The sequence below is a fragment of the Streptomyces sp. CNB091 genome (genome assembly GCF_000377965.1).
Window position 1 is genome coordinate 90,153 of sequence record NZ_KB898992.1, and the last position, 20,760, is coordinate 110,912.

Consider the following 20,760-nt stretch of genomic DNA (forward strand, 5'->3'; position numbering starts at 1 on the left):
ATGTGCGCATGAGCGCACACAAGAAGAGGGACCTGCTGGAAGAGGCCGACCGGTTGCGTGCGGAGGGCCGGCCCGAGGAGGCGCGCGAACGGCTCCTCGCCCTGACCGCCGAGTACCCCGACGACGCGGAAGTGGCCTGCCGGACTGCGTGGATCCACGACGCGCTGGGGCTGGAGTCGGAGGCGGTGCCCTATTACGAGCGTGCTCTGGCCAATCCGGAGCTGGCCGCGGAGGATCGGAGGGGGTCGCTCCTGGGACTGGGCAGTACGTACCGGATCCTCGGGCGGTACGGACAGGCGGTGGAGACGCTGCGCCGGGGCGTCGAGGAGTTCCCGGACGACGGCTCGTTCCGGGCCTTCCTGGCGATGGCCCTGTACAACACCGACGAGCACCACGAGGCGATGCGGCTGTTGCTGGAGTTGACGGCCACGACCAGCAACGACCCGTACGTCCAGCAGTACCGGCGGGCGATCGAGCACTATGCGAAGGACCTCGACGAGACCGTGTGACCCGTACGGGGCCATGGCGGTCGTCCACGACGCGGAGACTCCTGGGGCCACGTCGGGCGCGGTGGTGATGGCCTCGGGTGTTCCGGTGCTGGAGACGGTCCCCGTACCGGGCGGGCCCGGCACGGGGAGGCAAAGGGGAAGCCCCGGCCGGATCGGGGGAATCCAGCCGGGGCGGCTTGAGTGCGGGCGTGAAGGACGGTCGCCTCTCGGCGGAGCGCTCCATGGGGCTCCGGCGGGACGATGTTCCCCATGGGCTACAGGTGAGGCCCGGGGATACGATCCCCCTCACTCCCACATATAGATGAACGATAAACCATCCTGGCCTGTTCCTGGGAACCCGCCCCCACGGATGTGATCCACGGCACGGATTCCCGGGCTTTCCCCCTGGTCAGAACGGTCTCGGTCAACTCGCGGACGTCTCGCCGGTGCCGTAGCGGCGCCGGAACTGTTCGACGCGGCCCGCCGTGTCGAGCTCCTGGCGGCCGCCGGTGTAGAACGGGTGGCTCGCCGACGAGGTCTCCACGTCGATGACGGGGTAGGTGTTGCCGTCCTCCCACGCCACGCGCTCGCCGGAGTCGGCGGTGGAGCGGGTCAGGAAGGCGACGTCGGCCGCGCGGTCGCGGAAGACCACCGGGCGGGACACGGGGTGGATGCGGGACTTCATGGATACGTTCCTTCCTCACCGTGGAAAGCGGTGACGTACAGCGGGACGGACTTCTTCCGGACGGTCAGCGGACCTCGCGGAACAGAACGTGCCGGCCGGCGGCGGAGTCGAACTTGCGGAGCTCCAGCCGGTCGGGGTTGTTACGGCGGCTCTTGCGCGTCACATAACTCCGGCCCGTTCCCACGGTGGACCGGAGGGTGACGACCGGCCTGGTCTCACTGCGTGCCATGGGCGCCTCCCTGTGCTTCCGCCGACCCCACACCCATACCGGGAATGGGATTCGTTTTCGTTCTGGTGGGGTAACGCGGGCCCCCCGCTCGGCATTCCCGACCCGCCGCGCACCGTGTTCCAGAGGGCTGCCCGCGCCGTTCTGCCAGCGGCAGAACACCAGCCGGACCGGGCCCGACGGTCGCTACAGTCCGGTCTCATGGAGACGGTGACGACGCGTACGGTCGAGTATCCGGCCGACGGTTTGACGATGATCGGGCACCTCGCGCTCCCGGCCGGTGTCGACCGCCGGCCCGCGGTGCTGCTCGGACCCGAGGGCACGGGGCTCAGCGACGTCGAGCGCCGCCGGGCCGACGCTCTCGCCGAACTGGGATATGTGGCGCTGGCCTTCGACCTTCACGGTGGGCGCTATCTGGGCGAGCCCGAGGAGATGCTGGCCCGTTGCCTGCCGCTGCTCGCCGATCCCGACCGGATGCGGGACATCGGCCATGCGGCGCTCGACGCGTTGCGCACCGAACCGCGGACCGACCCCGACCGGATCGCCGCCGTCGGCTACGGCACCGGGGGCGCCATAGGGCTGGAACTCGGGCGCGGCGGCGTCAGCCTGCGCGCGATCGGGACAGTCAACGCCACCACCACGGGCCGACCGGGCGAGTCGGCGCGCATTCGCTGCCCGGTGTGGGCCGGGGTCGGGTCGGAAGACCCCATCATGCCGCCCGCGCAACGGAGCGCGTTCACCGCCGAGATGCAGGCCGCGGGCGTCGACTGGCGGCTCACGGTCTACGGCGGCGCCTTGCACGCCTTCCACCACCCGCCGGTCGACCACCCCGTGGTCCCGGGCGTCGGCTTCCACCCGCAGCACGCGCAGCGAGCCTGGCGCGACATCGTCGAGCTGCTCGCCGAATGCCTGCCCGTGAGCTCTGGAGACGCGGGCGAGAGGGGTATTCGTTCAGCTCAGATGCCTCGCTGATCGCTGATCGCTGATCACTGATCGCCCGATCGTTGATCCTGTTGCCCTTGGCGCGCTCTTCAGCCACACCCGCCCCCACGGTCAACTCGCCTCAAACGCAAGCGTGTTCGGATTAGTCACCACCCCTGAGAGCCTCTGGCATATGCCAGAAGCAAGCACCCATCGAGTGTTGCCAAAGCTCTTACGGGCCGCCGCGGCCTGTGCGACAGTCGGTAGCGATCCACCCTTCAGAACCGGCTAGGCCGCGCCTGTATCGGAGTACGAGATGCCGTCCCCCCGCTCCGCGGACCGCCCCGCACCACAGCTTCCCGCGCATGACGCAGTCGAGGCCCTGATCCACCGCACGCGTCGGTTGCGCGGGGACGTGGACGCGGTACGGCGGGACGCCGTCCTGTTCGAAGAGGACGACCCCCAGCTGCGCTGGCAGCGTGCCCTGTGCGAGCTTGCCGTGCAGCACCTGGACAACCTCGACGAGCATCTGGGACAGCTCCGGGCGGGCCTGCCGGACCGGAGCCCCGACGACGCCCCCCGGCCTGTCGCGGTCCCGGACGACCCGGGCGCCGGTTCCCTGCTGAACCGGGTGGGCAGCGCCGAGTGGAACCTCCTCACCGACGAGTCCTGCTGGTCCGAGGAGCTGTACGAGATCTTCGGCAGGCCGCCCGGGTCCGCCCCCCTCTCCCTCGACGACCTGCCGTCCGTACTGCTGCCCGAGGACCAGCCGGTGCTGACCGCCATGGTGACGGGCTGTCTCGTCGACGGCCAGCCGATGGACGGCGAGTTCCGCATCGCGCGGCCCGACGGCCGCACACGCACTCTCCATATGACGGGCGAACCGATCCTGGACGCCGAGGGCTGCACCGCCTCCATGTGGGCGGTCCTGCGGGACGTGAGCGAGCTGCGGCGCAGCGAACAGGCCGTGAGCAGAAGCAGCGCGTCGGTGCGGCACGAGAACCACATCGAGCGCGCCGAGCACCGCATGGCCGTGGAGCTCCAGGAGGCCGTCCTCCCTCCGTGGCGCGGATCGCCGCAGCTCCCGACGCGGGGCCCCGGGGCGCTGGACGTCGCCGCGCACTACCTCCCTTCCGAGTCGAGCGACCTCATCGGCGGCGACTGGTACGACGCCATGGAGCTGCCGGACGGGCGCACCCTCCTCACCGTCGGCGACCTCACCGGGCACGGCATCCGCGCCACCTCGGCGATGGCGATGATGCTGGGAGCGCTGCGCGGCATGGCCGTCGCCGGCATCGAGCCGGGCGCGCTGATGAGGCACCTCAACCAGGTGATCGAAACGTCGATACAGCCCGCGCTGGGCAGCGCCCTGTGCTGCCGCTACGACCCCGACACCTCCGTTCTCTCCTGGGCGCAGGCCGGACACCCCGCACCGCTGCTCTTCCGCCACGGTTCGGGACGGCTCCTGCCCCCGCCGGACGGCATGCTGCTCGGCGCCGCGTCCAACGTCGTCTTCGAGCAGGACGAGGTACGGCTGTACCCCGGTGACGTGCTCGTACTGCACACCGACGGCCTGACGCGACGTGGCGACCGGGGTGCGGGCCCGGAGGCGTTACTCGCCCTCGCCCCCCGGTTCGCGGACGCCCGTACGGCACGGGAGTGCGTACGGAGCGTCGTCGAGGAGTTCGGCGGGGCCGAGCGTCTGGACGACGCGTGCGTGCTGGTCGCCCGCATCGGGGCCTGAGGGGGCGGGGGCGTATCAGGGCGTGACGGAGCGCGGAGTGGCGCCGCCGGCTCAGATCTGCGTGCCCTCGGCCTTGGCCTTCTTCTGGCTCGGCGGCATCGACAGCTCGATCTGCTCACGCAGATCCTGGATCCCCGCGTATCCGGCGAACTGCCCGGTGAGCCGGTACATTTCGCGGAGCCGGTCCCACGTGCGGTGCGAGGAGGTCTCCCCCATCGACACCAGCGCGAGCCGGGCGTACCGGTCGGCCTGTTCGGGGTCGTTGGCGATGAAACAGGCCGAGGCCAACGAGATGTAGTCGAAGATCTTCGACCTCTGGCGCCCGTTGACCCGCAGCTCCAGCGCCTGCTTGGCATGGCGCTGGGCGATGATCGCGGCCCCCTGGTCGTGCTCGGCCAGGGTGCGAAACGCCAGTGCCTGCATCCCGTGCATATCGGCCTCGTCGAACATCTGCATCCAACTGGGCGGCGGCACATCGCTCTTGTCCGAGGTGAAGAGCTCCTCGGCCTCGCCGAGGGTACGCCGCATGGCCTGCCCGCGGCCCATCGACGCCTGTGCCCAGGCCTCGATGGTGCGCAGCATCGCCTGCGTACGGGGCAGGGTCTCGTCGCCCGAGCCGGATTTGGCGAGCTTCATCAGGTCGAGCGCGTCGTCGGGGCGGCCCAGGTGCACCATCTGGCGTGCCGCCCGGGAGAGCGCCTCTCCGGCGCGCGGCCGGTCGCCGCCCTCGCGAGCCGCGTGGGCGGCGATGACGAAGTACTTCTGGGCGGTGGGTTCGAGGCCGACGTCGTGGGACATCCAGCCCGCCAGGACGGCGAGGTTGGCGGCGACGCCCCACAGGCGGCGCTGGAGGTGGTCGGGGTGGCGGTAGGCGAGCATGCCGCCCACCTCGTTGAGCTGACCCACGACCGCCTTGCGTTGGAGTCCGCCGCCCCGGGACGCGTCCCAGGCGCGGAACACCTCGACCGAATGCTCCAGGGCCTCGATCTCCTCGGAGCCGACCGGGGCGGCCTCGTACCGGTCGAGACCGGCGGGATCGGCGTGCAGGGGGTCGTTGGCGCGTGGCGCGTCGGCCGCCGAAGCGGGGGCGCTGTTCAGCCAGTCACGCATGGGGCCGGCGATGGTTGAGCCGGCGGTGAGCGCGGCACCCGCACCCGCACCCACCACCAAGCCACGTCGGTTGAGCATGAGGTCCATTCCCGTGAATTCGGTGAGGACCGCTGCCGTCCGTTCGGGCGCCCACGGCAGTTGATCGGGATCGTGTTCCGTCCCGGAGTCACGCCGCTTCCCCACACGCCCGCGTCGGCCGAACCCGAGGTCCTCGATGGTCACGACACGGCCGAGCCGCTCGGTGAACAGAGCCGCCAGCACTTCGGGCACGGGATCACGGGGGGACTCCCCCATGTCGATCCAGCGCCTGACCCGCGAGGTGTCGGTGGCCAGCTGCGGGTGGCCCATGGCCGCCGCCTGCCGGTTCACCATTCTCGCGAGTTCGCCCTTGGACCAGCCGGCCAGGCCGAACAGGTCAGAAAGGCGGGTGTTGGGTTCTCCGGTCACTTCAAGCCCCCAGGTTCTCGGCTGACTTGACACTAACCCCCTGTCAGATGCGCTGTGACTATTCGCCAGGGTTCGCCAGGGTCCGCCAGATGGTCTGCCACCCGCGCTCCGGTGTCAGGTAGGAAAGCGCCACCCCGCCCGGCAGCCCTAGGTACTCCCCAGGGTGCCGAACGGCCGTCGGCCGGGTTGGCGCACGTAACTTGTCGGCGCACGAAGGGATCTGTCTCGCCCATGTACACAGCATCGTCCTCCGTGTCCGCCCCGCCCCGTCCGCTCCGCCCGATGGGCGCGGGCGGCGGGCCCTATCTCGCTCCTCACGCCGGCGCACCGGCGCAGGGTCCGGGCCGGGCCCGACGGGCCGCGGGACCGGGCACCGGACCGCTCAGCGGAAGGATCGACCTGTCCGGGCCCCAGGGCGCGCAGGTAAGGATGGCCATCGCCTCCGTGCAGCGCATCTGCCCCGAGTTCAACCCGGTCCAGGTGCTGCGCCGCAGCGGCCGCTCGGTCCTGATCGTCGGAACGACCGGGCGGGCCACCGCCGTCGCGAAGTGTTTACTGGACCACTCGCCGGCGTGGACCGAGCGGTTCCGGCACGAAATAGCGGCATACCGCGCGTTCGTCCGGCACCGCCCCCCGGTTCGGGTGCCCCGGCTGATCGCGGCGGATCCGGAGAACTGCACGCTGGTGATCGAGCGGATGCCCGGTCGGGTCGCCGCCCTCACCCGGCACCCGGCGGAGGCTCCGCCGAGGGCCGACATCCGGGCCGCGCTCGGGGCGATCGCCCGGGTGAACGCCTGGCGGCCGCCGCCCGGACTGTTCGAGGCGCCGCTCGACTACGCGTCGCGGATCGCGCGCTACCACGAGCTCGGTCTGTTCACCGACCGTGACCTCGGCGATCTGCAGAAGCTGCTGCACGGTCTGGCCCACGCGGGCGGCAAGCAGGGCGTGGGGCAGTTCTGCCACGGGGACGCCCTGCTCTCCAACATTCTGCTGTCGCCGACCGGGCCGGTGCTCGTCGACTGGGAGCACGCCGGCTGGTATCTCCCGGGGTACGACCTGGCGACGCTGTGGGCGGTGCTGGGCGACGCCCCGGTGGCTCGACGTCAGATCAGCCAGCTGGCCCAGGCCAGGGGGCCGGCCGCGCGGGACGCGTTCCTGGTGAACCTGATGCTGGTGCTGACCCGCGAGATCCGCAACTACGAGACGGCGGTTCAGCGCACCATGCGCGAGGCGCCCGCGGCGGGGACCGGGGCCGACCGGCCCGGCGCGCTCTCCTCGGGCGAGGAGCAGCGGCTGCTGCTGCGCAGGCTGCACGACGACTGCGCCCTGGCGCGGCGGGCGGTGCGGGCCGCGGTCGGCACACGCTGAGGAGCAGACGGCGAAGCGGGGATACGGCCCGCCTCGCCGAGAACCGCGGTGACCTGACCACCGTGAAGAAGAAGCGCGCTGCGGGACCGGTGCCGACACACCGGTCCCGCAGCGCGCTGTCGTGCGTTTCCGGGCCCTTTTTCCGTCGCCCGACCTCGCCAGGTCTCGCCCTCTCCCGCCCGGTCGAGCTGACGCCGCCGCTCCCGGGTCGGCATCGGCCGAGGCCCCGTACGGCGGCGACGCGACCCCTTCCGTGCCGTATCTCCCCGTGACCGGGCGTTGACCCTGTGCCGCCCCGAGGCGCCCCCCGGGTGAGGCCCGCCACGAGACCCACGTCACCTACGGCCTCCAGTAGTAGGCGCGGGCCCTCGCGGACGGCGTAACGAACCGCCCATATGGCTCATAAATTGGCATCTCACGATGAAGAGTAGTAAAGGCGGTCATTGCTTCCTATGTCGGCGAGCGCTAACCATGGATCCCGGCAAGCACCGAGTTCGAGCCGGCGTCGATCGCCCTCCGGCGAACGCGGCCCGGACATCCCGGTTCCTGCCGACGCGGCGCGAAGGCCGCGAAGCCCGTCCCCCATAGGAAGAGCTCACGCATGCCCCGCATCTCCACCCTGCGCATCACCCGCTCGCACAAGATCGCCACCGCCGTGCTCGTCGCGGCCGGTTCCGTCAGCGCCATAGCCGCCACCGGCGGCCCGAGCGAAGCGCAGACCACGGCGGCCCGGTCCTCCATCTCCGTGGAGCCGGTCGCCGCCGCAGGTATCCCCACGGCGAAGGACGCGGCGGCCGAGAAGGCCGCTCAGGAGACCGCCGCCAAGGAAGCCGCCGCGAAGAAGGCAGCGGCCGCCCGCAAGGCGACCGCGGAGAAGGACGCCGCGGAGGCGCGCTCCGAGAAGCAGGCCGCCAACCGCTCCACCGAGCGCAAGGCCGTCGCGCCCAAGACGTTCGCGAACAACCTCGACGGCTGGATCCGCGAGTCGCTCGACATCATGAAGAAGAAGAACATCCCCGGCTCCTACGAGGGGCTGCACCGCAACATCATGCGCGAGTCCAGCGGCAACCCGAACGCCGTCAACGACTGGGACATCAACGCGCGGAACGGCATTCCCTCCAAGGGTCTCCTCCAGGTGATCCAGCCCACCTTCGACGCCTACCACGTCAAGGGCACCCCGAAGAAGCTCACCGACCCGGTCGCCAACATCACCGCCGCCGCCAACTACGCCGCGGACCGGTACGGCTCGATCGACAACGTCGACTCCGCCTACTGAGCGACAGACTCCCGAACGCCAGACTGGCGAACGTCCGACTGGCGAACGACCGCCTTCCGAGCACGCACCGGCGCCGCGATTATGTGACTATTCGCCGTCGTGCGTGCTCCGTATGGCCGAAGGGTAGTGCTGCGCGGACACCACCGGTCCGCGCGTTTCCCCGCGTGGAGGCTTCTGGAAAGGCCTGACGCACATGGCACAGCCCTTCTCACTGCCGGACTTCTATGTTCCGTATCCGGCGCGGCTCAACCCTCACGTGGAGGCCGCACGCACGCACACCCGGGCGTGGGCCCGCTCCATGGGGATGCTGGAGGGATCCGGCATCTGGGAGGAGAGGGACCTGGAGGCGCACGACTACGCCCTCCTGTGCGCCTACACCCACCCCGACTGCTCGACCGAGGCGCTCTCCCTGGTCACCGACTGGTACGTGTGGGTCTTCTTCTTCGACGACCACTTCCTGGAACTCTTCAAGCGCACGCCCGACCGGGAGGGCGGCAAGCGGTATCTGGACCGCCTGCCCGCCTTCATGCCGATGGAGCGCGGCGCCCCGACGCCGGATCCGGAGAATCCCGTCGAGGCGGGGCTGGCGGATCTGTGGGCGCGTACGGTGCCCTCGATGTCGGACGCCTGGCGGGCCCGGTTCGCGGAGGCGACGGAGAACCTCCTCAACGAGTCCCTGTGGGAGCTCGCCAACATCCACGAGGGCCGCATCGCGAACCCCGTCGAGTACATCGAGATGCGCCGCAAAGTGGGCGGCGCGCCCTGGTCGGCGGGTCTGGTGGAGTACGCGGCCAACGCCGAGGTGCCCGCTCCGGTCGCCGACGCCCGCCCGCTGCGGGTGCTGCGGGACGCGTTCTCCGACGGGGTGCATCTGCGCAACGACCTCTTCTCCTATCAGCGTGAGGTGGAGGACGAGGGGGAGAACAGCAACGGCGTGCTGGTGCTGGAGAAGTTCCTCGGCTGCTCCACGCAGGAGGCCGCCGACGCGGTCAACGATCTGCTGACCTCACGGCTCCAGCAGTTCGAGAACACCACGCTGACCGAACTCGGCCCGCTCTGCGCCGAGAAGGGCCTGGACCCGGCGCAGACCGCGGCCGTGCTGGCGTACGTCAAGGGGCTCCAGGACTGGCAGTCCGGCGGCCACGAGTGGCACATGCGCTCCAGCCGCTACATGAACGGCGGCGGCGCGGGCGAGGCCGTGGCCGGCTTCGGCATGTCCGCCGCCTCCATCAGGTTCACGCTCCGCTCGGAGACCGCGCGGGCCCGTAGCCAGAGCCATGTGCCATACCAGCACGTGGGCCCCTCGCTGCTGCCGGACTTCGACCTGCCGTTCGGGACGACGCTGAGCCCGCATCTGGAGGGGGCCCGGGTCCGGATCGTCGACTGGGCGCGGCGCATGGGCATCCTGGAGGCCCAGCCGGGCGTGCCGGGTTCGCACATCTGGGACGAGCGGCGGCTCGTCGCGATCGACCTGCCGCTGTGCGCGGCGGGGCTGGATCCGGACGCGACCCCGGACGAACTGGACCTGTCCTCGGGGTGGCTGGCCTGGGGTACGTACGGCGACGACTGGTTCCCCGTCGTGCACGGGCGGGCCCGGGACCTGGCGGGGGCGCGGCTGGCCAACGAGCGGCTGTCGCTGTTCATGCCGCTGGACGGCGGGGGAACGCCGGAACCGGTGAACGCCCTGGAGCGGAGTCTGGGCGACCTGTGGCGCAGGACTGCCGCTCCGATGGACCTGAGCGGGCGGCGCACCTTCCGGACGGCGATCGAGTCGATGACCGAGAGCTGGCTGTGGGAGCTGGCGAACCAGGCGCAGAACCGTATCCCCGATCCGGTGGACTACATCGAGATGCGGCGCGCCACGTTCGGCTCGGACCTGACGATGAGCCTGTGCCGGCTCGGGCACGGCAGGAAGGTCCCGGAGGAGGTCTACCGCAGTGGTCCGATGCGTTCCCTGGAGAACGCGGCGGCGGACTACGCGTGCCTGATGAACGACCTCTTCTCGTACCAGAAGGAGATCGAGTACGAGGGCGAGGTGCACAACGGCGTCCTGGTCGTGCAGAACTTCTTCGGCGTGGACTATCCGACGGGCGTGGCGATCGTGCACGACCTGATGAACTCCCGGCTGCGGCAGTTCCTGCATGTCGCCGAGGTCGAACTCCCGGTGCTGTACGACGACTTCGGCCTCGACGCCGAGGCCCGGGAGGTCCTCGCGGGCTATGTGCAGGAGCTCAAGCACTGGATCGCCGGGATCCTGATCTGGCACCGGGGCTGCCGCCGCTACCGTGAGGAGGACCTGCGGCAGGGCAACGACACACCCTGGCATCTGAGCGGCCCCACGGGTCTGGGCACCTCGGCAGCGCAGGTGACCCGGATGATGGCCCAACTCGCGGGCAGCCCGGCGTAGTTCTCCGGGACGCGGCCCGCCGTACGGAGGAACGGACGGCGGGCCGCGACCGGTGGCGGACGCGGACGGGGCGGGGGCTCAGAGCAGGACGTGCCGGAGCACCGCCTCGAACTCCGCCGCCGTCGGCGGGGTGTCGGTCAGCAGGCCCTGGAGCAGCAGGCCGTCGATGACGCCCTTGAGCGCCCGTACCCGGACCGGGTCGTCGGTGTAGCGGCGGCCGTACGCGGCGATGGCCTCCAGCCAGTGCCGGGTGGGGCCGCGGAGCTCCGGGCGGCGGGCCGCGAGCAGGTACAGCTCGTACTCCGCGAGTAGCCGTCCGGGGCCGTTGACGACCTTTGCCAGCAGCTCCGCGAGCGCGGTGATGCCCTCGGAGCCGCCGTCGGTCTCCTCGGCCAGCCGGAGCATGCGGTCCGCGTCCTGGTCCATGCAGCGGGTGAGCGCGCCGGTGAGCAGGTCGTCGATGCTCGTGAAGTGGTAGGCCGCGGCGGTGGCGGGCAGGCCCGCCTCGCGCGCGACCGCCCGGTGGCTGACGCCCGCGACTCCTTCGCGGGCGACCACCTGGAGTGTGGCCTCGATGAGTTCCTCCTTCCGTCGCTCGCCTTTCAGCAGGCGTCCGTCGGTCTGCGGTGCGTGCACGGTGTCTCCGGGCGTCGTGGTGGATGGGACGGCGGGTGTGCGGCGGCACGGGCCCGTCAGTGCGCGGGCCCGCCGGGGGCCCCGGCCGGTTCCCCGGCGTCGCGGTCGTGACGCTCCTCAAGGCTCCGCTCCAGCGGACGCCGGGCGCACAACGCCGTCAGCAGGGCGGCCGCGCCCGCGGCGACGGCGACGACGAATCCGCCGCCGGGACCGAAGCGGTCGACGATCGCTCCCGACACGGCGGCGCCGGACGCGACGCCCACACTGAGCCCGGTGATGGCCCAGGTCATGCCCTCGGTGAGTGCGGCGGGCGGCACCGTCCTCTCCACCAGCCCCATCACCACGATCATGGTAGGCGCGAAGAAGAGGCCCGGGAGGAAGACCGCGGCGGACAGCGAGACGATGTCCCCGACGAGCAGCAGGGGAAGGGTGGTGAGCGCCGTCCCGGCGGTGCCGATGACGAGCAGCCGTGGCAGCGGCGTCGTGAGCTTGAGCGTCCCGAAGACCAGCCCGGCGACGGCGGATCCCGCCGCGTAGACCGAGAGGACGATTCCCGCGCCGGCGGGTGAGCCCTGCTGTTCGGCGAACGAGACGCTCACGACGTCGACGGTGCCGACGATGGCGCCGCCGGCCGCGAGGGTGAGGGCCAGCAGGCGGAGCGCTCCGCCGCGGATCGCCGAGCCGCTTCGCGTCTGGCCGTCGGCCGGCCGGACCACGGGGGGCTCGGTGCGCTTCTGCGGGACGAACGTGAGGACGCCGAGTATCAGCAGGACCCCGGCGACCAGCGGCCCGGCCTCGGGGAACAGCGCGGTGCACAGGGCCACGGAGAGCGCGGGGCCCACGACGAAGGTGAGTTCGTCGACGACCGATTCGAGCGAGTAGGCGGCGTGCAGCCGGTCGGAGCCCTTGAGGGCATGGGTCCAGCGGGCACGCACCATCGCCGCCATGTTGGGCATCGCGCCGGCCACCGCCGCGCAGCCGAACAGGGTCCAGGCGGGGGCGTCGTACCGGGCGCAGAGCAGCAGCGCGCCGAGCGCGATCACGCTCAGTCCGGCGACGGGCGGCAGCACCCGGCTCTGGCCCCGTCGGTCGACCGCCCGGGAGACCCGCGGACCGCACAGGGCCATGGACAGGGTGAAGGTGGCGGAGACGGCTCCGGCGAGGCCGTAGTCACCGCGCATCTGCGACACCATCGCGATGATGCCGATGCCCGCCATGGACAGGGGCATACGGGCGACGAACCCGGCGGCGGAGAAGGCCCTCGATCCGGGCGTACGGAACAGGACGCCGTAGGGGTTGGCCATGCGCGGACCTCCGTGGGCAGACGTAGGGGCGACCCTTCGCGGTGAACGATCCATCAACTTGAACGATCGCTACAACTTGAACAATCGTTTCGTTTTCTACCCTAGCCCGCGCCCGGGCCGCCACCCACCCGGGCACGCGGAAGGGCCGGATACCCGCCCGGACAACGGAAAAGGCCGCCCGGACGCATCCGGGCGGCCTTTCGCAGGGACGTTTCAGCCCTGCTGGAACAGCTCTGCGGGCAGGGGCTTGAGCAGGGTGTACAGATCGTCGGTGATCGGCCGGTCCCAGCTGGCGATGGTCACGAGGACACCGTCGCTGCGGTCGAACTGGACACAGGCGATACGGCTCTCGGAGAGCTTGACGCGGCGGACGATGAGCAGGTTGTCGCCCTGCATGACGGGGACGTCCTCGGAGCTGACGACTTCGATCGGCTCGTCGTTCTCCAGGGCGAGGAGCAGTTGGGCCACCTCGAAGGGGACCTGGCCCTCCTCGGTCTCGCGGGCGGGCGAGCCTTCCGGCAGATTGCCGATGATCATCGCCGGGCCACGGCCGCCGTACAGGTCGTAGCGGAGGAAGACGCCCTGACAGCTGCCGTCGGGGGCGGGGAGCAGACCGGCGCCGAGGTTGCCGGGCCAGTCCCCGGGGTCCATGGCCAGGACGTCGAAGTCCGGGCCCGCGGGTGTTGCGGCGCTACGGCGGCGGAGGAAGGACATGCTGCCATGTTACGTGTCCCGGCTCACGTTGCGGAGCCGGGCCCGGGCCGCGCGGGACCGGGCCCGCCGCTCCCCCTCAGCCGGGCGGGGGCTCCGCTCCGACCAGCCACATGGCGAAGAACTGCGCCCCTCCGCCGTAGGCGTGGCCGAGCGCCCTGGTGGCCCCGTCGATCTGGTGCTCCCCGGCTCTCCCCCGCACCTGGAGGGCCGCCTCGGCGAAGCGGATCATGCCGGACGCGCCGATGGGATTGGTGGACAGCACACCGCCCGAAGGGTTGACCGGGAGGCCGCCGTCGAGTTCGGTGACGCCCGCCTCGGTGAGCTTCCACCCCTCGCCCTCCTCGGCGAAGCCGAGGTTCTCCAGCCACATCGGCTCGTACCAGGAGAACGGCACGTACATCTCGACGGCGTCGATCTCGCGGCGCGGGTCGGTGATCCGGGCCTGCCGGTAGACGTCGGCGGCACAGTCCTTGCCGGCCTGCGGGGAGACGAAGTCCTTGCCCGCGAAGAGGGTCGGTTCGCTGCGCATCGCCCCGCCGTGGATCCACGCGGGCGGGTGGGGCGAGCGGGCCGCGCCGTCGCGGTCGGTGAGGACCATGGCGCAGGCCCCGTCGGAGGAGGGGCAGGTCTCGGAGTAGCGGATGGGGTCCCAGAGCATGGGGGCGGCCCGGACCTTCTCCAGGGTGATGCCGTGGTCGTGGAGGTGCGCGTAGGGGTTCTTCAGCGCGTTGCGCCGGTCCTTGTAGGCGACGAGCGATCCGACCTCGTCGGGTGCTCCGGTGCGCCGCATGTAGGCCCGCACGTGCGGGGCGAAGAAACCGCCCGCGCCGGCCAGCAGCGGCTGTTGGAAGGGGACGGGCAGGGAGAGGCCCCACATGGCGTTGGACTCGGACTGCTTCTCGAAGGCGAGGGTGAGGACGGTGCGGTGCACGCGGGCGGCGACGAGGCCCGCGGCGACCAGGGCGGTGGAGCCGCCGACCGAGCCCGCCGTGTGGACACGGAGCATGGGCTTGCCGACGGCTCCGAGGGCGTCGGCGAGGTAGAGCTCCGGCATCATGACGCCCTCGAAGAAGTCGGGGGCCTTGCCGATCACGACGGCGTCGATGTCGCTCCAGGTGAGCCCGGCGTCCTCCAGCGCCCGGACGGCGGCCTCGCGGACCAGCCCGGCGATGGACACGTCGTGCCGGGCGGCGACGTGTTTGGTCTGGCCGATACCGACGACGGCGACGGGCTCCTTAGGCATGGGTGCTCTCCCCTTCCAGGACGGCGACCAGGTTCTGTTGCAGGCAGGGGCCGGAGGTGGCGTGCGCGAGCGCCCGGTCGGACTCGCCCCGGTGGATGCGGGCGGCGGCCTCGCCGAGGCGGATCAGTCCGGCGGCCATCACGGGGTTGGCGGCGAGCGCGCCGCCGGAGGGGTTGACGCGGACGTCGTCGCCGAGTCCCAGCGCCTTGCGCAGGACGACCTCCTGGGAGGTGAACGGGGCGTGCAACTCCGCGGTGTCGACGGGCCGTTCGAACGCTCCGGCGCGCTCTGCGGCGAGCCGGGCGGAGGGGGAGTCGGTGAGGTCGCGGACGCCGAGGCCGTGCGCCTCGATGCGGTGGTCGATGCCCCGGATCCAGGCGGGCCGCGCGCACAGGGCGCGGGCGGTGTCCCCGGCGGCGAGGACCACGGCGGCGGCCCCGTCGCCGATGGGCGGGCAGTCGCCGGTGCGCAGCGGCCGTACGAGGTAGTCGCCCGCGGGAACGTCGCCGGTGAGCTGGGCGTGCGGGTTGCCGACGGCGGCGGTGCGGTTGCGGGCGGCGACCTCGGCGAGGGCGGGTTCGTCGGTGGCGCCCGCGTCGATGAGGGCCTGCGCCTGGAGGGCGGCGAGCGCGACGGAGTCGGGCCAGAGCGGGGCGAGGTAGTAGGGGTCGAGCTGGCGGGTGAGGACGTCGCGGACCCGGCCGGGCGAGGACTTTCCGTAGGAGTAGACGAGCGCGGTGTCCGCCTCGCCGGTCTGGATCTTCACCCAGGCCTCGTACAGCGCCCAGGCCCCGTCCATCTCGACGTGGGACTCGGAGATGGGCGGATGCGCGCCGACGCCGTCGAGCGCCATCGTGAAGGAGAAGGCCCGCCCGGCGAGGTAGTCGGCGGAACCGGAGCAGGTGAACCCGATCTCGTTCGCCTTGAGGCCGGTCGCGCCGAGCACCTCGTGGAGGACGGGCATCAGCAACTCGACCTCGGAGAGCTCGTCGGTGCGCCGCCGGTGTGCGGTCTGGGCGAAGGCGACGATGGCGACGTCCCGCATCTACACCAGCTCCTTGTACGTGTCGTAGTCGGCGTCGGGCTCCCCGGTGGGCCGGTAGTGGTCCGGGTGACGGGCGCCCTCCTTCCAGACGGGCTCTACGCGCAGCCCCATGCGCACCTGGTCGTACGGGATTCCGGCGATGCGCCCGTGCAGGGCCAGGTCGGCGCCGTCGAGGGCGATGTGGGCGTAGACGTACGGGACTTCGAGATCGAGATTCGCCGTATGAGCGGCTTTGATGTTGACGACGCAGAACGTGGTGACCGTGCCGCGCGGGCCGACCTCGACCTGTTCGGCGGTGGCGACCCCGCAGGTGGGACAGGCTCCGCGCGGCGGGACGTACACCTTGCGGCAGGCGGGGCAGCGTTCGCCGACGGTGCGGTGGTCTTCGAGGGCGGCGAGGTAGGCGCTCTGGGCGCGGCCCGGGGTGTGGACGTAGTCGAGGCGGGCCGGGGTGACGATGCGGGTGACGGGGTCGGTGAACTCCCCGGTGTGCGGTACGGGTTCAAAGCCTCCGGGCTCGCTGTCGTACGGCTCGAAGCAGGCGATGTCGGTGATGGCTCCGGAGCGCGTCACGGCCCAGCGGATGCGGACGCGCATCCCGGTGCGCACGGCGTCCGGGCCCGGAGCATCGAGGGCGTGCAGGAGCGCGGTGCCGGCTCCGTCGAGGCGGACGAGCACCCAGGCGAAGGGCGCGCCGAGCGGCTGGCCGCGGCGTGGGTCCGGGTTCCAGGCCCAGGTGGTGACGGTGCCGGTGGGGGCGACCTCGACGAGGTCGCTGATCTCGTTGGCGGTGACGGGGTCGTACTCCACGGGCGGCACGAGCACCGTGCCGTCCTCCGTGCGGACGCCGAGGACGGTGCGTTCGCGCAGTCCGGTGAGGAAGGCGCTCTGGACGGGCCCGAGCGATCGGGTGAAGGGGAATTCGACCACCAGCGGGGCGCTGAGGACGTCGGACATGGCTGCTGCCTCCTTGCTGAGAGGGCTGAGGGCTTGTTGAGGAGCCGCGTCAGCGCTCAGGCGCGCCGGTAGACGGGCGGCCGCTTCTCGGCGAATGCGCGCGCACCCTCTTTGGCGTCCTCGGTGGCGAACACGGGCCAGCCGCGCTTGAGTTCGGCGGCCAGCGCCTCGGTCTCGGTCAACTCCGCGCCCTCGTAGACCGAGGCCTTGACGGCCTCGACGGCGAGCGGCCCGCAGGCGTTGACCTGTTCGGCGACGGCGAGGGCCTCCTCCAGCGCCGTTCCGTCGGGCACGACCCTGCCGATGAGCCCGATGGCGGCGGCCTCGTCGGCGGTGTACGCGCGGCCGGTGAGAAGCATTTCGAGGGCGTGGGTGCGGGGGATCTGACGGGGCAGCCGGACCGTGGAGCCGCCGATCGGGAAGAGGCCGCGGCGGACCTCGAAGAGCCCGAAGGTGGCTCCCGCTCCGGCGATGCGGATGTCGGTGCCCTGGAGGATCTCGGTACCGCCCGCGACGCAGGGGCCCTCCACTGCGGCGATCACCGGTTTGCGCGGGCGGTGGTGGCGCAGCATCGCCTTCCAGTGGAGATCCGGGTCGGCCGTCATCCGCTCCCGGTACTCCTCCCCCTCCATTCCGCCGCCCGCCAGGGCCTTGAGGTCCATGCCGGCGCAGAAGGCGCCGCCCGCCCCGGTCAGGACGACGGAGCGGACCGTGTCGTCCGCGTCGGCGGCGAGCCAGCCGTCGTACAGACCGACGAGCATCGGCAACGAGAGCGCGTTCCTGGCCTGTGGTCTGTTCAAGGTGAGCACCAGCGTGGCGCCGTCGCGCCGCACGGTGAGGTGTTCCGTACCGCCCATGACCGACTCCTGTTCTCGAGACCTGGAACAGGTTGCAGGAGGAGGGGACGCAGTTCAATAGATTCCTGACAGCTCGTCAGATTGTTTCCACGCCGCCCCTTCCCAGTTGTGCCGACCGGCGCTCTAATGACGGCCGAACCGCCAGTCACCCGGGGTCAGGAGGAACGGTGGAGTACAACCTTGCCGACCTGTTCGAATCGGTCGTCGACGCGGTGCCCGACCGCGAGGCGCTCCTGTACGTCGACCATCCCGGTACGGGCTCGGAGCGGCGGCTCACGTACGCGGAGCTGGACGCCGCCGCCAACCGGATCGCCCATCACCTGATCGACACGGGGATCCGGCCGGGCGAGCACCTGGGGCTGCACCTCTACAACGGGGTCGAATACCTTCAGACGGTCCTGGGAGCCCTCAAGGCGAGGATCGTTCCGGTGAACGTCAACTACCGTTACGTCGCAGATGAGCTGGTCTACCTTTACCGGGACGCGGACCTGGCGGCACTGGTCTTCGACGGCGAGTTCGACGAGCGGGTCGCGGCGGCCGCCCCGCAGGCCCCTGGCCTTCGCCACCTCGTCAGGGTGGGGCCCGCCCCCGCCGCTCCCCCGGCCGTGCCGGTCGTGCCGTTCGCCGAGGCGGAGGCGTCGGGCGCGGCCGGGCGCGGCTTCGCACCCCGCTCGGCCGACGACCAGTTCATCATCTACACGGGCGGCACGACCGGGATGCCGAAGGGCGTGATGTGGCGTCAGGAGGATCTGTTCTTCTCGGGCCTGGGCGGCGGCGCCCCGACCGGCGACCCGGTGAAGAGGCCGCAGGAGCTGGCGGAACGGGTCGCCGTGGGCGGCGGGGGGATCACCTTCTTCCCCACCCCGCCACTGATGCACGGGACCTCCACGCTGACCGCCTTCATCGGCTTCAATTTCGGCCAACGCGTCGTCGTGCACCGTAGGTTCTCTCCCGCCGAGGTGCTGCGGACGATCGAGAAGGAGAAGGTCACCAGTGTCTCGCTGGTCGGTGACGCGATGCTGCGACCGCTGATCGACTGCCTGAAGGGGCAGTCGCGCGGAACGGACTGCTCGTCGCTGTTCTCCGTCTCCAGCTCCGGGGCGATCATGTCGGACTCGGTACGGGCGGAGTTCCAGGCGCTCGTGCCGACCGTGATGCTGCTGAACAACTTCGGTTCCTCGGAGTCCGGTTTCAACGGCACGGCCACCGCCGACTCAGGACCGGAGAAGGGTTTCCGGGTGCAAGTCAACGCCCGTACGGCCGTGGTCGATCCGGTCACGTACGAGCCGGTGCCGCCGGGCGAGCCGGGCCGCATCGCCCAGTGCGGGCATGTGCCGCTCGGCTACTACAACGACCCGGCCAAGACCGCCGACACGTTCTTCCGCAGAGGCGAGGAGCGGTGGGTGCTGCTGGGCGACATGGCGACCGTGGACGCGGACGGCATCGTCACCGTGCTCGGCCGGGGCTCCCAGTGCATCAACACCGGGGGCGAGAAGGTCTATCCGGAGGAGGTCGAGCAGGCGCTCAAGTCCCATCCGGGCGTGTACGACGCGCTCGTCGCGGGCGTACCCGACGAACGCTGGGGCAACCGGGTCGCCGCCGTGGTCCAACTACGCGAGGAAGCACACACCTTGACCCTGGCCGAGATACAGGCGCACTGCCGGACCCGGCTCGCCGGCTACAAGATCCCCCGCGCGCTGGTGCTCGCCGACCGGATCCAGCGCTCGCCCAGCGGCAAGGCGGACTACCGCTGGGCGAAGGCGGTGGCGGCGGGGGCCGGCCAGGACTGAGGGTCACCCGGAGCCGAGGGGCCGCACCGCGGAGCGGGGGTGATCCGCTGGCCGGCGAGCTTCGGGGCGGCGCCGTGCCTGCCCCCGTCCTTTCGGTGCGGGACGGCGCCCGTGAGTCTGTGCTGGAGGCTGGTCCGGTGAACGCCCAGGTGAGCGGACGAGTTCGAGGCCCGGTCTCGACCTCAGACCATGAAGAACAAGCTCACCCTGCGAGCAGGGCGTGCAGCCACTGGTCTTCGCGTTGCTCGATGTATTCGGCGTCGTTTCGCCAGGCCTCACCGTGGCCTTCGGCCCACAGCCTTTCCCAGGGCTGGACACCTTGGGCTGCCTGGTCTCGCAGGAAGTCGTGCATGGAACGCGTACGGCGCCCCAACATAGGGACCAACCGACGACGTTCGGACTCATCGAGACCGTAGGTGTCGGCGAAGACTCGCAGTCGGCCGGCCGCGTCCGGGCGCTCCCAGTCCGGATGCGCGGACAGCGGAATGAACCCGTGCATGGCGTAGGCGACATCCCACAGGCGCGAGCCGGGACCTGCACCGTCCCAGTCGATGAAGGCCCACCGCGTCTCGTCCGCGACCACGAGGTTCCAGGGCGCCAGGTCGTTATGGGCGATAATGTCACTGCCCTCAGCAGAGATCGACGTCTGCCACCGCGCATCGGACGGCGGCGTGAAGTCCTGCACGGCATCGTGGAAGTCCCGGATCAGCCGTGCAACGCGAGCCAGTTGTCGAGCGGGGTCGACCAACGCGAACCGGTCGGGCCAGACCACGTCTCCCGGCATGAAGGTCAGGATCTCGCGCCCCTGATCGTCAATGCCCAGCGGACGAGGCGCCGCGCCGAATCCCACTTCGTGCAGGTGGGCAAGCAGGCCATGCACAGCGGGGGTCCATGGTCCGGCCGGACGGCGAACGGTGTCCCCGACGCGAACGACACCCTCGCTGACATTGCCACCGGACAAAGGCTGTTCATCATCGTGCCGCATCGAACCAGTGTGTCGGACCAGCTCGCCATGGTCACCCCGATAAGTAGGGCGCGCCGGAGTGGGGGGAGGTTCAGGAACAAGCTCAGCGGGAAGGTCTCCCGGCTCCGCCGGTTGCATCGACATCGGCACCCACCCCCTACGACAACGTCGGCCTTCAAGACCACAACCAGGTCTTGAAGGCCGACGTCACGCCGAGCCCCGAATTGACCAACAGCGTCCCCGTGGGCGGGCCCCCGCCCGTTCCGGAACAGCCGCGGCCGGGTGCGCCCGGCTGCCGGGTCAGCGGACGAAGTAGCCGCGCTCCGCGTCGAAGTAGGCCTTCTCGCCCTTGATGTAGGTGATCCCGTACGGGCCGCCGAGGTTACGGTACTCGCCGCTGGCCCAGCCACCCTCGATCTTCTCGTGACCGCCGCCGGCCGGGCCGTCCCAGCCGTTCGTTCCCTGCGCGGAAGCCGGTCCCGCGGCGACGAGCCCGGCCGCGGCGACGGCCGCCAGCGTGATCGCGATACGACGAATCATGGCATTCTCCTTCGTGTCATCGGTAGGTGCGGTGCGAC

Annotated in this window: 19 protein-coding genes; 7 read left to right on the forward strand and 12 right to left on the reverse strand. The window is 71.1% G+C overall.

The genetic code is table 11. The annotated features are described in order from the left end of the window. The first annotated feature begins 8 nt into the window (after positions 1–8). Positions 9–509, forward strand: coding sequence for a tetratricopeptide repeat protein (locus tag D581_RS0106565; protein ID WP_018956430.1), 501 nt, complete (start codon positions 9–11; stop codon positions 507–509). A 403-nt stretch (positions 510–912) separates the two neighbouring features. On the opposite strand, the gene D581_RS0106570 is transcribed toward D581_RS0106565, so the two are convergent. Further along, positions 913–1,173, reverse strand: a complete 261-nt coding sequence (locus D581_RS0106570) for a type B 50S ribosomal protein L31 (RefSeq protein WP_018956431.1) — start codon at positions 1,171–1,173, stop codon at positions 913–915. 64 nt (positions 1,174–1,237) lie between these two features. Continuing rightward, positions 1,238–1,402, reverse strand: coding sequence for a 50S ribosomal protein L33 (gene rpmG / locus D581_RS0106575; RefSeq protein WP_018956432.1), 165 nt, complete (start codon positions 1,400–1,402; stop codon positions 1,238–1,240). A 198-nt stretch (positions 1,403–1,600) separates the two neighbouring features. On the opposite strand from rpmG, the gene D581_RS0106580 reads away from it, so the two are divergent. After that, positions 1,601–2,371, forward strand: coding sequence for a dienelactone hydrolase family protein (locus tag D581_RS0106580; RefSeq protein WP_018956433.1), 771 nt, complete (start codon positions 1,601–1,603; stop codon positions 2,369–2,371). Between the two features lie 265 nt (positions 2,372–2,636). Continuing rightward, positions 2,637–4,064: a SpoIIE family protein phosphatase gene (locus tag D581_RS0106585; protein ID WP_018956434.1), complete on the forward strand. Its 1,428-nt coding sequence runs from the start codon at positions 2,637–2,639 to the stop codon at positions 4,062–4,064. Positions 4,065–4,115: 51 nt separating this feature from the next. Here D581_RS0106585 and D581_RS0106590 read toward each other — a convergent pair whose 3' ends face one another. Next, the gene (locus D581_RS0106590) at positions 4,116–5,621 is read right to left on the reverse strand and encodes a DNA-binding protein NsdB (protein WP_018956435.1); all 1,506 of its coding nucleotides are present in this window, start codon (positions 5,619–5,621) and stop codon (positions 4,116–4,118) included. Positions 5,622–5,852: 231 nt separating this feature from the next. Here D581_RS0106590 and D581_RS0106595 point away from each other — a divergent pair, with 231 nt between their 5' ends. The 3 genes from D581_RS0106595 to D581_RS0106605 all read left to right on the forward strand — a co-directional run bounded on the left by D581_RS0106595 (position 5,853) and on the right by D581_RS0106605 (position 10,672). After that, the gene (locus D581_RS0106595; protein ID WP_026290272.1) at positions 5,853–6,989 is read left to right on the forward strand and encodes an aminoglycoside phosphotransferase family protein; all 1,137 of its coding nucleotides are present in this window, start codon (positions 5,853–5,855) and stop codon (positions 6,987–6,989) included. Between the two features lie 601 nt (positions 6,990–7,590). Then, the gene (locus tag D581_RS0106600) at positions 7,591–8,265 is read left to right on the forward strand and encodes a transglycosylase SLT domain-containing protein (RefSeq protein WP_018956437.1); all 675 of its coding nucleotides are present in this window, start codon (positions 7,591–7,593) and stop codon (positions 8,263–8,265) included. Between the two features lie 193 nt (positions 8,266–8,458). Then, entirely contained in the window at positions 8,459–10,672 is a 2,214-nt protein-coding gene (locus D581_RS0106605) for a terpene synthase family protein (protein WP_018956438.1), read from the forward strand. Between the two features lie 78 nt (positions 10,673–10,750). On the opposite strand, the gene D581_RS0106610 is transcribed toward D581_RS0106605, so the two are convergent. From D581_RS0106610 to D581_RS0106640, 7 genes are all read right to left on the reverse strand, one after another. Then, a complete protein-coding gene (locus D581_RS0106610; protein ID WP_018956439.1) occupies positions 10,751–11,308 on the reverse strand; it encodes a TetR/AcrR family transcriptional regulator in 558 nt (185 codons plus the stop codon). 56 nt (positions 11,309–11,364) lie between these two features. Beyond that, a complete protein-coding gene (locus D581_RS0106615) occupies positions 11,365–12,612 on the reverse strand; it encodes an MFS transporter (protein WP_018956440.1) in 1,248 nt (415 codons plus the stop codon). A 213-nt stretch (positions 12,613–12,825) separates the two neighbouring features. Further along, complete coding sequence (locus tag D581_RS0106620) at positions 12,826–13,326, reverse strand: hypothetical protein (RefSeq protein WP_003971159.1); 501 nt, start codon at positions 13,324–13,326, stop codon at positions 12,826–12,828. Positions 13,327–13,402: 76 nt separating this feature from the next. Further along, on the reverse strand, positions 13,403–14,569 hold the full coding sequence (locus D581_RS0106625) for a thiolase domain-containing protein (protein WP_018956441.1): 1,167 nt from the start codon (positions 14,567–14,569) through the stop codon (positions 13,403–13,405). Beyond that, a complete protein-coding gene (locus tag D581_RS0106630; protein ID WP_018956442.1) occupies positions 14,562–15,614 on the reverse strand; it encodes a thiolase domain-containing protein in 1,053 nt (350 codons plus the stop codon). Before D581_RS0106630 ends, D581_RS0106625 begins: the two co-directional genes overlap by 8 nt. Next, positions 15,615–16,571, reverse strand: a complete 957-nt coding sequence (locus D581_RS0106635) for an OB-fold nucleic acid binding domain-containing protein (protein WP_018956443.1) — start codon at positions 16,569–16,571, stop codon at positions 15,615–15,617. A gap of 56 nt (positions 16,572–16,627) precedes the next feature. Beyond that, positions 16,628–17,428 carry a crotonase/enoyl-CoA hydratase family protein gene (locus tag D581_RS0106640; RefSeq protein ID WP_018956444.1) on the reverse strand — a complete coding sequence of 267 codons (801 nt, stop codon included), beginning with the start codon at positions 17,426–17,428 and terminating at the stop codon, positions 16,628–16,630. Between the two features lie 167 nt (positions 17,429–17,595). Between D581_RS0106640 and D581_RS0106645 the strand changes: the two genes are divergently transcribed. Continuing rightward, the gene (locus tag D581_RS0106645; RefSeq protein ID WP_018956445.1) at positions 17,596–19,218 is read left to right on the forward strand and encodes an acyl-CoA synthetase; all 1,623 of its coding nucleotides are present in this window, start codon (positions 17,596–17,598) and stop codon (positions 19,216–19,218) included. A 202-nt stretch (positions 19,219–19,420) separates the two neighbouring features. Here the strand turns inward: D581_RS0106645 and D581_RS0106650 are convergent, their stop codons facing one another. Together D581_RS0106650 and D581_RS0106655 are read right to left on the reverse strand one after the other, a co-directional pair. Beyond that, on the reverse strand, positions 19,421–20,203 hold the full coding sequence (locus D581_RS0106650) for a phosphotransferase (RefSeq protein ID WP_032752575.1): 783 nt from the start codon (positions 20,201–20,203) through the stop codon (positions 19,421–19,423). Positions 20,204–20,482: 279 nt separating this feature from the next. Then, on the reverse strand, positions 20,483–20,722 hold the full coding sequence (locus D581_RS0106655) for a hypothetical protein (protein WP_018956447.1): 240 nt from the start codon (positions 20,720–20,722) through the stop codon (positions 20,483–20,485). Between the last annotated feature and the right edge of the window lie 38 nt (positions 20,723–20,760).